The sequence below is a fragment of the Haloarcula sp. K1 genome (assembly GCF_001647155.1).
Classification (GTDB): domain Archaea; phylum Halobacteriota; class Halobacteria; order Halobacteriales; family Haloarculaceae; genus Haloarcula; species Haloarcula hispanica.
This window is the reverse complement of sequence record NZ_LRHL01000043.1, coordinates 723926-736198: the sequence shown is the minus strand read 5'-3', so window position 1 is coordinate 736198 and position 12273 is coordinate 723926. Positions and strand designations below refer to the sequence as shown.

The 12273-nt window shown below is 65.1% G+C and carries 10 protein-coding genes; 4 read left to right on the top strand and 6 right to left on the bottom strand.

Annotation, left to right across the window (positions count from 1 at the left end; genetic code table 11):
• The first annotated feature begins 94 nt into the window (after positions 1 to 94).
• Together AV929_RS17260 and AV929_RS17255 are read left to right on the top strand one after the other, a co-directional pair.
• Entirely contained in the window at positions 95 to 523 is a 429-nt protein-coding gene (locus tag AV929_RS17260) for a disulfide bond formation protein B (protein ID WP_064288834.1), read from the top strand.
• A 107-nt stretch (positions 524 to 630) separates the two neighbouring features.
• Entirely contained in the window at positions 631 to 1662 is a 1032-nt protein-coding gene (locus AV929_RS17255; RefSeq protein WP_064288833.1) for an aldo/keto reductase, read from the top strand.
• Positions 1663 to 1771: 109 nt separating this feature from the next.
• Here the strand turns inward: AV929_RS17255 and AV929_RS17250 are convergent, their stop codons facing one another.
• The 5 genes from AV929_RS17250 to AV929_RS17230 form a co-directional block, all read right to left on the bottom strand.
• Complete coding sequence (locus AV929_RS17250) at positions 1772 to 3085, bottom strand: MFS transporter (RefSeq protein ID WP_064288832.1); 1314 nt, start codon at positions 3083 to 3085, stop codon at positions 1772 to 1774.
• Positions 3086 to 3204: 119 nt separating this feature from the next.
• A complete protein-coding gene (gene nth / locus AV929_RS17245) occupies positions 3205 to 4038 on the bottom strand; it encodes an endonuclease III (RefSeq protein WP_064288831.1) in 834 nt (277 codons plus the stop codon).
• Between the two features lie 567 nt (positions 4039 to 4605).
• Positions 4606 to 7074, bottom strand: coding sequence for a DUF5059 domain-containing protein (locus AV929_RS17240; RefSeq protein WP_064288830.1), 2469 nt, complete (start codon positions 7072 to 7074; stop codon positions 4606 to 4608).
• 79 nt (positions 7075 to 7153) lie between these two features.
• Positions 7154 to 7930, bottom strand: a complete 777-nt coding sequence (locus AV929_RS17235; protein ID WP_050036966.1) for an S-adenosyl-l-methionine hydroxide adenosyltransferase family protein — start codon at positions 7928 to 7930, stop codon at positions 7154 to 7156.
• Complete coding sequence (locus AV929_RS17230) at positions 7930 to 8496, bottom strand: nicotinamide-nucleotide adenylyltransferase (protein ID WP_064288829.1); 567 nt, start codon at positions 8494 to 8496, stop codon at positions 7930 to 7932. The genes AV929_RS17235 and AV929_RS17230 overlap by 1 nt, the downstream gene beginning before the upstream one ends.
• A gap of 170 nt (positions 8497 to 8666) precedes the next feature.
• Between AV929_RS17230 and lonB the strand changes: the two genes are divergently transcribed.
• Together lonB and AV929_RS17220 are read left to right on the top strand one after the other, a co-directional pair.
• Entirely contained in the window at positions 8667 to 10796 is a 2130-nt protein-coding gene (gene lonB, locus AV929_RS17225; protein ID WP_064288828.1) for an ATP-dependent protease LonB, read from the top strand.
• Complete coding sequence (locus AV929_RS17220) at positions 10797 to 11618, top strand: CPBP family intramembrane glutamic endopeptidase (protein WP_007188757.1); 822 nt, start codon at positions 10797 to 10799, stop codon at positions 11616 to 11618.
• Here the strand turns inward: AV929_RS17220 and AV929_RS17215 are convergent.
• Entirely contained in the window at positions 11615 to 12118 is a 504-nt protein-coding gene (locus AV929_RS17215) for an MGMT family protein (protein ID WP_080510095.1), read from the bottom strand. The two genes, AV929_RS17220 and AV929_RS17215, sit on opposite strands and share 4 nt — an antisense overlap.
• Positions 12119 to 12273: the final 155 nt, after the last annotated feature.

Below are 12273 nucleotides of genomic sequence, written 5' to 3'. Positions count from 1 at the left end.
TGAAAAAGCGAGCGCTGGCGCTCCGGTCAAGCGGGAGCCGAGAAAGAGGGCGACTCTCGGAACGCTTTTTCCGCCAGCAAACGCTGGCTTCCCTGTGGGCGATTCTCGATCCGATTCCGACCGAGCCCGGTTCCTGTTGGCCGCGGCGACTACCGTCGCCACCGTTGCGACGGCCGGCAGCCTCTATCTCTCGCTGGGCCTCGGGCTGACCCCCTGTCGGCTCTGCTGGTATCAGCGAATCCTCATGTATCCGCTGGTGGTCGTCCTCGGCGTCGCCGCCGTCGAGAACCGGCCCGGTGTCGTCCGGACGGCGCTGCCGCTGGCGGTGCCGGGGGCCGCCATCGCGGCCTACCACTCCTGGCTGCAGGTGAGCCAGACGACCTGCGGCATCGGGGCGGTCAGTTGTGCGCAGATACAGTACCGGGTGTTCGGCCTGACCGTGCCGAACCTCTCGCTGACGGCGTTTCTCCTGGTGACCGGGCTGGTCGTCGCAGCTGCCAGGCCTCGTGGCGGTCTGTCCTGACCGAACACGGCGGCGCGATACCTCCGCGACCGTGGCTTACCGACCGGTACCGGACAGCCTTCGCCGCGACCAAACCCCTTTTTCGGGTAGCCCCGCGTGGCTCCGGTATGGAATACACCAGACTCGGTTCGACCGGAACGACGGTTTCACAGCTGTGTTTCGGCACCTGGCGCTTCGGCCGGGAGACCGGCGGCGTCGTCGAAACCGACCGCGAGGAGGCCCACGAACTGCTGGACGCGGCGTGGGAGCGGGGCATCAACTTCATCGACACCGCCAACGTCTACGGTAACCCCAACGGGACCAGCGAGGAATACATCGGCGAGTGGCTCGACGACTACGACCGTGAGGACTTTGTCATCGCCTCGAAGGTGTACTTCCCCTTCGACGGTCGCGGCGAGCCCGGCCCCAACGACTCTGGTCTCGGCCGCAAGCACATCCGCGCACAGATCGAGGGGACGCTGGACCGACTCGACACGGACTATCTCGACCTCTACTACATCCACCGCTGGGACGAGCACAGCGACATCGAGGAGACGCTGTCGACGCTCGACGACCTCGTCCGCGCGGGCAAGGTCCACCACCTCGGCGCGTCGACGATGGCCGCCTGGCAACTGACCAAGGCCCTCTGGAAGAGCGACGTCGAGGACTACGAGCGCTTCGAGGTGACACAGCCGCTCTTCCACGCCGGCTACCGCGATGACGTGAAAGACTACCTCGATGTGTGTGCCGATCAGGACATCGCTGTCTGTCCGTACTCGCCGCTGGCCGGCGGCTTCCTCACAGGCAAGTACGAGCGCACGGACGACGACGACCCGACGGCCTTCGAGGGACCGGCGGGCGCTCGCGGCTCGCTGTCCGACCGCTTCGAGGACTTCTACCTCTCGGAGCGCGGCTGGCACGTCCTCGACGAACTCCGCGCCGTCGCGGACGAACTCGACGCCACCCCCGCCCAGGTCGCGCTCCGCTGGCTCATCGAACAGCCGGATATCACCTGCGTCCCCATCGTCGGGGCCCGCACCATCGACCAGCTCGACGAGAACGTCGGCGCGGCCGACATCTCGCTGTCCGACGACCAGTTCAACCGGATTGTGAGTGCCCGCTACGCCGAGGACGGCGAGCGCTGGGGCCACCGGGCGTAATCTACAAACTGACCGAACCGCGTTGTAGTCGGGATAGTCCGCTGTCGTTCGGAGGGGACTGGGAGATACTCCTGACCCGGTCGGAACGCCCGGCCGACTGCCGACGGCTCTATGATGCCGATTTGCTGGCCCTGTCACCGGACGCAGTCACTGCCTCAGGCGCAATCGCCCCGAACAGCCAGACTGCGCCGCCAGCGACGAGAAACAGGCCGCCAAGCGCCGCAACTGCTGTGGTCGCCGTGGTTGCATCCGCCGCCACCCCAGCAGCAAGTGCCAGCGGCGTCCGGAGAGCCATATACGACATCGAGACCGCTGAGAGCAACGTCGCCCGCCCGACCGCCTCGACATGGTCGTTAATATACCCGTTTGCGATGGGCTGGACCAGCGGCTTCGCGGTTCGGACTGTCGCGAACGTCGGTAGTGCCACCAGCGCAATCCACAGCGGTACCACGAGCGCGACAGCCGTCAGGGCTGGCACGACGATCACGGCTTTGCGGACGCCGAGACGGGCCTCAATTGCGCCGGCGTAGTAGCCGCCAGCGGACGAGACTGCTGTCAGGGCGGCGTACAGCACACCCAGTCCGAGCGCGAGCGCCGCGCCGGCCTCACCTGCTCGCGCCGCCGCGATCGGACCACCAGCGGGGACCTCTACGCCGAGAGTGGCGACGTACGGCCCCAGCGTCTCGACCGCCATCGGCTGGACGTAGGTGTGAGAAACGCTCAACACGGCATAGAACAGTCCGATGTACAGTATCAGTGCTCGGAGCGGCGGTCGAGCCAGATGCGTGCGGATGACGGCGACGGTTTCCAGCGGATCGAGACGGTCGCCGGAGTCAGAGTCACCACCCCGGTCTGCGTACTGCCGGTTCTTCGGCAATGAAAGCAGTGCGACGGACCCGAGGCTATTGAAACCGACCGCAGCAACGAACGGATAGATCGGGTCCAGCCCGTACAGCAGGCCACCGACAACCATTGAGACTGCCGCAGTCCAGTTCTGCATCGCGTCACCCCGGCCGCGGATATGGCTGAACTGCCCGCTATCGAGTCGTTCAGAGAGTGTATCGTACAGCCACGCATCCATACTCCCCGAGCGTAACGTCAGCGCCAGCGCCCACAGCGCATAGAGGAAGCCGTACCAGAGAAACCCCGAAGCGAGAACGAAGCCTGCGAGTGAGGTAACGGTGAACAGCACGCTGAGAAGGAGGCTCGCACGCCGCCCGAGCCTGTCACCGACGTAGCCTGTTGGTATCTCGCCGACGACTGACAGCGCCGAACAGACCGCTGAGAGGACACCGACCTGTGTGAACGTCAGTGTTCGCAGGAGAAACAAGGTGAAAATGGGAGTTATGAATCCGACCGAAATCGTGGCACGGTACAGGTAGTACCGGCGCACTAACCCACGGTCGGATACCGGTCCGAACATACGGACGTTGTCACTTTCGGGGGACTAAAGCACTTCCTGAAACGTGATTCAGTACGATTTTTGACAGGAGAGTGCAGATATCAGCACCCAACGATAGTATTGCAGGGTACTGTGAAGCGTTAGACCGTTTCCGATGGGTCGGTGACCTCGTCAGCGGCCGGATACACGCCGACCTGGTCGCAGTGGCCCGCCAGCGGGCAGGCGTCGGGGTCGTCCAAACAGGCCGGCTTCCGGGCGCTACAGTACTCCCGGCCGAACTGAATCATCGCGGTATGTCCGAAGCCGCATTTCTCCCCAGGGACGTCGCGTTCCAGATACTCGCGGACAGTCTCGTGGTCGGCGTCGGGCGGGGCCAGCCCCATCCGGCGGGCGATGCGGTGGACGTGTGTATCGACGGGGAACACACCGCCGCGACCGCCCGCGAACAGCAGGACGCAGTCGGCGGTCTTCGGGCCGACGCCGTTCATGTCGAGCAGCGTCGACCGCACCTTCTCGGGGTCGCTGTCGCGGACGAACTCGTCGAAGCCCGCTTCGCCGCCGTACTCCTCGCAGATACGCTGAGCGAGGGCGATGATGCGCTCGGACTTCTGGTTGTAGAGCCCGGCTGAGGAGATTGTCTCGGCGAGTTCGGGCTGGTCGGCGTCGGCCAGCGCGCGGGCGAGGTCAGCATCGGCGCCGCCACCGCTCGCAGCCCCGCCGCCGCTCCCGTACCGCGCCATCAATTCGTCGTGGGCCGGCTGGCTCGCCTTGTCGGAGGTGTTCTGGCTGAGAATCGTCCGGACCAGGCACTCGAAGGCGTCCCGGCCGCCGTAGGTCTTCGTCCAGTACATTTCGCCGAGGCGGTCCACGATAGCTTCGGCCCGCGTCCCAGCCGTTTCCGGGTCGAACGTGGCTGACTGGCCGCCGCCAGCGGTCCCGCCGCTGATGTTCTCCGCTGGTTCCTCGTCGCTCATATCCAGTGCCAGGGCCGGCGGACTCAAAACGCCTACCCCGAACCGTTCGCATGACGGCGGCATCACTTCTTCGCCGTCGCTATCGTCGTCAATGGTATGATGAACGGGAGTGATTGGCGGCGGGACCTATCCGGGCCGAGCGTCATCACAAAAGTGCTGATACAGACGATGTGAGATGGGTTCTCGTACTCTCCAGACACCATCCGCTGGGCGGACCGATAGTTCCGGTGTGGTCCACAGCAAAGGACCTGAAATGGGGCGTCCTTGGGGCGAGACGCCCACGGGACAGACACGAAAAACTCGTGGCGCGCGGCGACGGGCTATGCCCACGGTGGTCGTCGCCGCGAAAGATGGTCGAGACTGACAGGTCAATACCCGGTCACGTCCTGACTCTCACCTCCTGTAGGGCGGCGTTTGCGCGGACGACAGGGACGGCAGTACCCGACTCGCTACGGCGACAGATATCCCGTCTCGATGTGGCCTGTTCGTCCGGCATACAATTGTTTAGGCTACCCTAAAATACAAAAAGCCATCGGTTTCTAGGCGAGCCAAAAAGTAGAGCGTCGATTACTCCTCGACGATGACGGTGCCAACCATCCCCGCGGCTTCGTGCGGAATACAGACGTAGCCGTGCTCGCCAGCCGTCTCGAACGTGTGAACGTAACTCTGGCCGGACTGCACTGCCCCTTCCCCGTTCTCCCATCCCTCGCGTGCGGCCGACTCGCTCTCGAATCCGCCGGAGGCCCAGTAGGTCGCGTCCGACGGGATTTCGTCCGCCACAGCGGTGACCGAGTGCGGTTCGCCGCCGACGTGTTCCCAGGCGACTTTATCGCCGACGCTGACAGTGAGTTCTTCCGGCGCATACGCCACTGCTTCCATGTCGACGACGTGGTCGGCGTCGTCGGGAACGCCCTCGACGACGTTCGGGCCGCCGGACAGCGACGTCTCGGTCTCCTCGGACTCCTCGCTACCGTGGCCTCCGGACCCGCTCGGGGCGCTGTCGACAGCGCCGACGACAGCGAACTGCCCGGTTCGTGTGGCATCCGCCATCCGTGTCGGGTTGCCGTCGCCGTTCGTCAGCCCTTGCGAGTAGTCGCTCAACGCAGCCTCGAAGTTCTCGTAGGCGTCGTGGTCCGCTTCCTCCAGCATCTCGTGAACCCGTGCTTCCTCGAAGGTCGCGAAGACGTCCTGTACGATGGCTGTCGCGGCCTCCCCGTTGCCGCCGGCGCTCCCGGCGATGGCATACGCCGCCGCGATGGCCTCGTCGTTGAACGCTGTCGCCGCGCTGGTGACATCCCCACCGTCCTGAGCGGCAGCACGAACGTCGGAAAGCGTCGATTCGAAGCTCTCGTAGATTTCCCCGTCGGTTTCTTCCAGCGCCTCGTGGAAGCCCGCCGCGCCGCTCTCGAAGTGGGCGAAGGTATCCTGGATGACGGTCGCCGCGCGGTCGGTTTCCGACAGCGCCGCGAGGCCGGCCGCGTCGAAGGCCCGCCCGATCATGTAGTCCGCCTCCGCTCCGCTGGCGACAGCCGTCGACAGGGCCGCTTCGAAGTCAAGCAAGGCCTGCTGGACCCCGTCGTGATGGGTCGCCACGGCTTCGCTGTCGTCGTTCTCGTAGGCCGACTGGAGTGCCACGAGGTGTTCCTCTTCGAAGCGATGGTAGAGGTCCTCGCTCTCGTGCTCCATCGTCTCGTGGAAGCCGAGTTCGTTCTCCTCGAAGCGGGCGAACACGTCTGAGACGATAGTCGCCGCGCTGTCGGCGTCGCCGAGGCGATACAGTTCGCGAGCGTCCGCAATGCGCGCACGGAAGAAGGCGGACTCCAGCGCCGCCCGGGCGTCCTCGCCGCCGACCAGCGCTTCGATACCAGTCACGAGGTTCGTATCGACCGTTTCGACGGCGCTGTCGATGCCGTCCGCGCTCCCGTTCTCGATGGCACTGGAAAGGTCCTCCAGTCCGCCCTCGAAGGCTTCGTAGGCCTCGCCGTCGGCCTCCTCCAGCGCGTCGTGCGCGTTCGCTCCCTCGAAGTGAGCGAAGACGTTCTCGACGGCCGTCGACGCTGCATCGGCCGCGTCGTTGGCGGCGAGCCAGTCCGCATCGGCAACCCGGGCACGGTAGCTGTTCAGCGTGACCGTGTGCGCGTACGCCTGCCCGGGACCGCCGGCGGACGCGAGTGCGGCCGCGTCCCAGCCGCGGGCCTGCATCGTCGCGAGGTGACCTGCACCAGCGACCGCCTCTTGCTGGACCAGCGCATACGCACCTGTGACAGTCGCATCGAGCGCGGCGCGGGCCTGTTCGGTGACACCGCTCGCGTCTTCACTGCCCGCGGCGGAACCGATGCCAGCCAGTGCGTTCTCGAAGGCTTCGTAGGACTCCGCGTCCGCAGTCTCTATTTTGCTGTACACCAGCGCGTCCTCGAACGCGGTCATCGTCTCCTCCGCGATGGTAGCGGCCGCTTCGAAAGCGCCCAGCGTCCCGGCCATGGCGGCATTGCTCGCCCGACTACCCAGCACGAGCAGGTCCAGCACTCTGGTGGCCTGCTGTCCGGCAGCGGCCTGCTGCGCTGTCTGGAGGTGGCCCGACGCTTTGTCTGCGGCCGAGGCGGCTCCGGACACGTCGCCCTCGGACAGCGACGACTGGACGGACCCGAGCGCGTCCTCGAACCCCTCGTATGCCGACTCGGACGTGGCTTCTAGCTGTTCGTGGGCTCCGTACTCGCCCGACGCCCCCTCGAAGCGGGCGAAAACGCTCTGGGCGACAGTCGCCCCGGCACCGGGTGCGCCGGCCCGGCCCAGCGCGACGGCGTCGTACAGCCGCGCCCGGTAGACGTTCCACTCAGTCGCGACAGCGGTCATCGGCCCGACCGAGACGCCGCTTTCGTCCCCCTCGTCGGTTTCCGCACCCGTTACCTGTTCTGTCGCTGCTTCGGTATCAGCTGACGCCGTGTTCGGTTCGGACGACCCCTGGCTTGGACAGCCAGCAAGGAGTCCCGTCGCAGCGATCCCCACCGTCTTCAGCAAGTCGCGTCTCTGTGGCATACAGTCGATTAGGCAGGCCTAAAAGACTTAACAGCACCGATTTTTCGGCGAGCCTAAAACCCTTCGTAGTTACACGTCATCACAGTGATACGGAAACTGTGTCGCCGGTACTGACACCGAACGCTTCGTCGCCGCGGCCGCGGTTGACGGCGAGTTCGACGTTCCCATGGCTGCCAACAGTGACGAGTCGCTGGCCCTGGTCGACGGCGGCGTAGGCCCGTCGGACTGGAGCCTCAACGCCGTCGACCGAGACCACCCCGCCGAACCGCTCCGCAAGTACCGCACCGGGTATGTTCGTCACGGCGTTCCCGAAGTCATCGACGACGAGTACCTCGCCGGTCGCTCCGTCACCTTCGACTGCGGCTGCCGGGAACCGAAGGTCGACGTAGTCGTCGGTCGGCTCGATTTCGGGCCGTGTTTCAATGGTATCGACGCCGGTGTCGTGGACGGCCGCCGCGGCGGGCGCAAACACGTCCCGCCCGTGGAACGTCGTACTCGCCGGGTCGTCGTAGGCCCAGGTGAACACCTCGAACGCGTCCGGGGCGTCGTTCTCGGTTTCAGCCAGTTCGCGGGCGACTGGCAGGAGGACGCCGTTGTCAGGCCCCACGAGCGCGTGGTCGCCCGCACGGACGACGATGGCGTCTCTGTCGGTTCCGACGCCCGGGTCGACGACGACACAGTGGACTGCCGGCGGAAAGTACGGGAGCGTCTGCGTGAGCCAGAACGCCGCTGCCCGCACGTCCTGCCGTGGGAAATCGTGAGCGATATCCGCGATACGCGCGTCCGTCGCCCGACAGATGACGCCCTTCATCGCCGCCGGATACGGTGATCCGAAATCAGAGCTGAGCGTAATCATCAGTCGTCGAGGTTATCGATGGATTCGGTGACGGACTCGCCGCTGGCGGTGTATCGTTCGAGCGAGTCACTGTCTGAGACGTGCTGGAGTCGCTTGATGCCGTGGATCTCCTCGATGACTTCCACAACAGATGCCGGGACCCGGTCACGCCAGGACTCGTCGTCGATCATCCGCTGGCGGATCTCGCTGCCCTCCAGTCGGTCGCGGTCGAACATCGGCGACTGGCGGACCTCGATACCGGCCTCCTCGAACAAGCGGACGACAAGCGGATTGTTCGAGTAGGCGACATCGAAGTCTGGACACATGCTTTCGACGTGGCTCACCCAAACGGCGTTGCGGTTGATGTCTTCGAGGGGCACGACGTAGGTCGTCAGGTCGTACTCCGCGACGGCCTTCGTAATCATCATGATTCGCTCGCCGGCCGTGAAGGGGTCGTGAGTGGTGTGTGAATCGTCGGCGCTTCCGATGCCCAGGACGAGTTCGTCCACCTCATCGGCGATACGTTCGACCATCGAGTGATGGCCGTTGTGGTAGGGCTGGAAGCGACCGATGTAGAACCCACGCATATTCCCCAGTGGGTGTGGTGGTTTGATAAACCCGACGACGCGGTACCGCCGGAATACAAGCACACCCAATTCGGGCGCTGTACTGCGGTTTCCGGGGTGTTGCAACAACCGACACGGGGAGAAAGTATATCAGTCGACAGGCCTTCCGTGAGTATGTTAGCAACGTTTGTATGAGCGACAACACCGACACCGACGCGACTCCCGACCCTGACCGGGAGGCATCCGACGCTGGGGAGGAAGAGGCGTCGACCAACGGGGCCAAACAGGACCCCGACGAACCCGCCTCTGAGCCCTCGGCCGACGAGCCATCCGACCCGTCCGAGGAGCGATGGGGCGGCGAGGGAGAAACGTCCGAAACGACACTCGGAAGCGATGTCCAAGTTGACGGCGAGTCCGAACTGGACGGAGACGAGGAGAATCTCCTCGGCGGTCTCGAAATCGAGTCGACCGCCGACATCGAAGTGCCAGACCGACTCGTCGACCAGGTCATCGGGCAGGACCACGCCCGTGACGTGATCAAGAAGGCGGCCAAACAGCGCCGCCACGTCATGATGATCGGCTCCCCCGGGACGGGGAAGTCGATGCTGGCGAAAGCGATGTCCCAACTGCTTCCGCGGGAGGAGCTGCAGGACGTTCTCGTCTATCACAATCCCGACGACGGCAACGAGCCGAAAGTTCGCACCGTCCCCGGCGGCAAAGGGGAACAGATCGTCGAGGCCCACAAGGAGGAGGCCCGCAAGCGAAACCAGATGCGGACCTTCCTCATGTGGATCATCATCGCCATCGTCATCGGCTACGCCCTCATCCTCGTCCAGCAAGTCCTGCTGGGGATTCTCGCGGCCGGTGTCATCTATCTCGCGTTCCGCTACGGTTCGCGCGGTAGCGACGCGATGATCCCGAACCTGCTGGTCAACAACGCCAACCAGAAGACTGCGCCGTTCGAGGACGCGACGGGCGCTCACGCCGGCGCACTGCTGGGCGACGTTCGCCACGACCCGTTCCAGTCAGGCGGGATGGAGACGCCGAGCCACGACCGCGTCGAACCCGGTGCCATCCACCAGGCCAACAAGGGCGTGCTGTTCGTCGACGAGATCAACACGCTCGACATCCGCAGCCAGCAGAAGCTGATGACGGCCATCCAGGAGGGCGAGTTCTCCATCACAGGCCAGTCCGAGCGCTCCTCGGGCGCGATGGTCCAGACCGAGCCCGTTCCCTGTGACTTCATCATGATCGCGGCGGGGAACCTCGACGCGATGGAGAACATGCACCCCGCGCTGCGCTCCCGTATCAAGGGGTATGGGTACGAGGTGTACATGGACGACACCATCGAGGACGACCCCGAGATGCGACGGAAGTACGCCCGGTTCATCGCCCAGGAGGTCGAGAACGACGGGCGGCTCCCGCACTTCACCGAGGAGGCCGTCCAGGAACTCATCCTGGAGGCCCGGCGTCGCGCCGGCCGCAAAGGCCACCTCAGCCTGAAGTTCCGTGACCTCGGTGGGCTGGTCCGCGTCGCCGGCGACATCGCCCGCGCCGAGGACCGCGACCGCACCGAGCGAGCGGACGTGCTACAGGCCAAACGCCGCTCCCGGTCCATCGAGCAACAGCTCGCGGACAACTACATCGAGCGCCGCAAGGACTACGAGCTCACCGTCAACCAGGGCGACGTGGTCGGCCGCGTCAACGGGCTCGCCGTCATGGGTGAGGACAGCGGTATCGTCCTCCCCGTGATGGCCGAGGTCAGCCCGTCACAGGGCCCCGGTCAGGTCATCGCCACGGGACAGCTCAAGGAGATGGCCGAAGAGGCTGTCCAGAACGTCTCGGCGATCATCAAGAAGTTTTCTGACGAGGACATCTCCGAGAAGGACGTTCACATCCAGTTCGTCCAGGCCGGTGAAGGTGGCGTCGACGGCGACTCCGCCTCTATCACAGTCGCTACCGCGGTTATCTCCGCGATAGAAGACGTTCCGATCAAGCAGAACCTCGCCATGACCGGCTCACTGTCGGTCCGGGGTGACGTACTCCCGGTCGGCGGTGTCACGCACAAGATCGAGGCGGCCGCCAAGTCCGGCCTCGATACGGTCATCATCCCCGAGGCGAACACGCAGGACGTGATGATCGAGGACGAGTACGAGGACATGATCGAGATCATTCCCGTCTCGCACATCTCAGAAGTCCTCGAGGTCGCACTCGCCGGCGAAGCCGAGAAGGACTCGCTGGTCGACCGCCTCAAGTCCATCACGGGCAAGGCACTCGACCACGAGGTCGGCCGGCAGGGCGGCAGTCCAAGTCCCCAATAAATGCCCGAGTGGGCCGCATTCGTCGGCCTGACGGGGTTTCTTTTAACCGCGCTTCTCGGTCTCGCACGGCTCTCGCAGGGAGCCGTACGGTCCGACGGCGGCGTCTCATCCACAGTCGACGGCGTCTCAATGGCCGACAGGGACCCGACCATCCCACGGTTCGAAACGCAACGGGCGGCGGCCCAGCGACAACAGATGCGTGACACGCTCGCCCCGAGCGATGTCTCGACAGGGGCGTTGCTTGCCAACGTCGCGTTCACACAGGGGCTGTTCGGCGTGCTGCTAGTCGCCGGCGCGTTTTATTTCGAAATCCCCGCCAGTGCGTTTGGAGTCACCAGTGACGCACTTTCGACAGGGTTGCCGGCAGTGGCAATCGGTATCGGCGCTGGAATCGGCTTCTGGGTCGGGAACGAGGGCGCCGCTGCGCTGGCAGACGGCTTCGGCGTCACCTTCGATGAGTCGCTACGGGAACTGCTCGCCCCGGACTCGCCCGGCGGCTGGGTCATCCTGCTGGGCGGTGTCTTGCCGGTCATCGCTATCGTCGAGGAACTGCTCTTCCGGGCAGCGGCTATCGGCGTCCCCGTGGCCGGCCTCAACGCGCCGGCGTGGGCGATGGCTATCGTCGCCTCTGTCGCCTTCGCGCTGGGCCACGGCGCACAGGGCCGGGTGGGTATCGTCGTCACCGGCACGCTGGGGTTGGCGCTCGCTGGCCTGTTCATCGCGACAAACAGCTTACTCGCCGTCGTCGTCGCCCACTACCTCGTCAACGCCCTCGAACTACTTGTCCACGAGGGGCTGGGCGTCGACCGGCTCTGGGCCTAGAGGCCCTCGATAGCGCGGAGTTTCTGCTCGACGGGCGGCGGCGCGGCGCTCGGTCCGTCACGGACTCTATGGTCCGGAATCAACAGCGGCACGGGGTTCGCGGCCAGTGCCTTCCGGACCTGCGCAAGGTCGTCCTCGTCGTCGTCGTCCAGATCCGGCGTCATCCGCGCGACCTGTGCAACGGTGGCGTCCTCGCCGTAGGGGATCTCTCGGACGGCTTCGAGCACTGTGCGCTGGTCCGTCGGGACAGTGAGACCGACGGTGACATCCATGAAATCGTCCTCGACCCCCTGGAGATACTCGTCGATGCGGTCAAGCAGGGCGTGGTTCTCGCTGACATCGTCCTCGGGCTGAGAGGGGAACGACAGCGAGATGATCCGGTCGCCGGCCTCCCCGAGCTGGACGTATCGGTCGAGATACGACGACTCGCGGGCGTAAATTCCTGCGTCCCCGGTCGGTGCTTCCATACTAGCGTCGTCGGCCGGTCGCCCCTTCAACATTCGGCCTTGGATTGATTGAAGAGACAGACTGGGAAGCGATTTCGAACAGCCAGAAAGCTCCGAGGCGCTGGGAAGACGGCAGATTTGACCTCCTCCCACGCCTTCAGGCGTGGGATTCCCGCGGCACCGCACCGCTAGGTTGGGAGTTTCAGGTT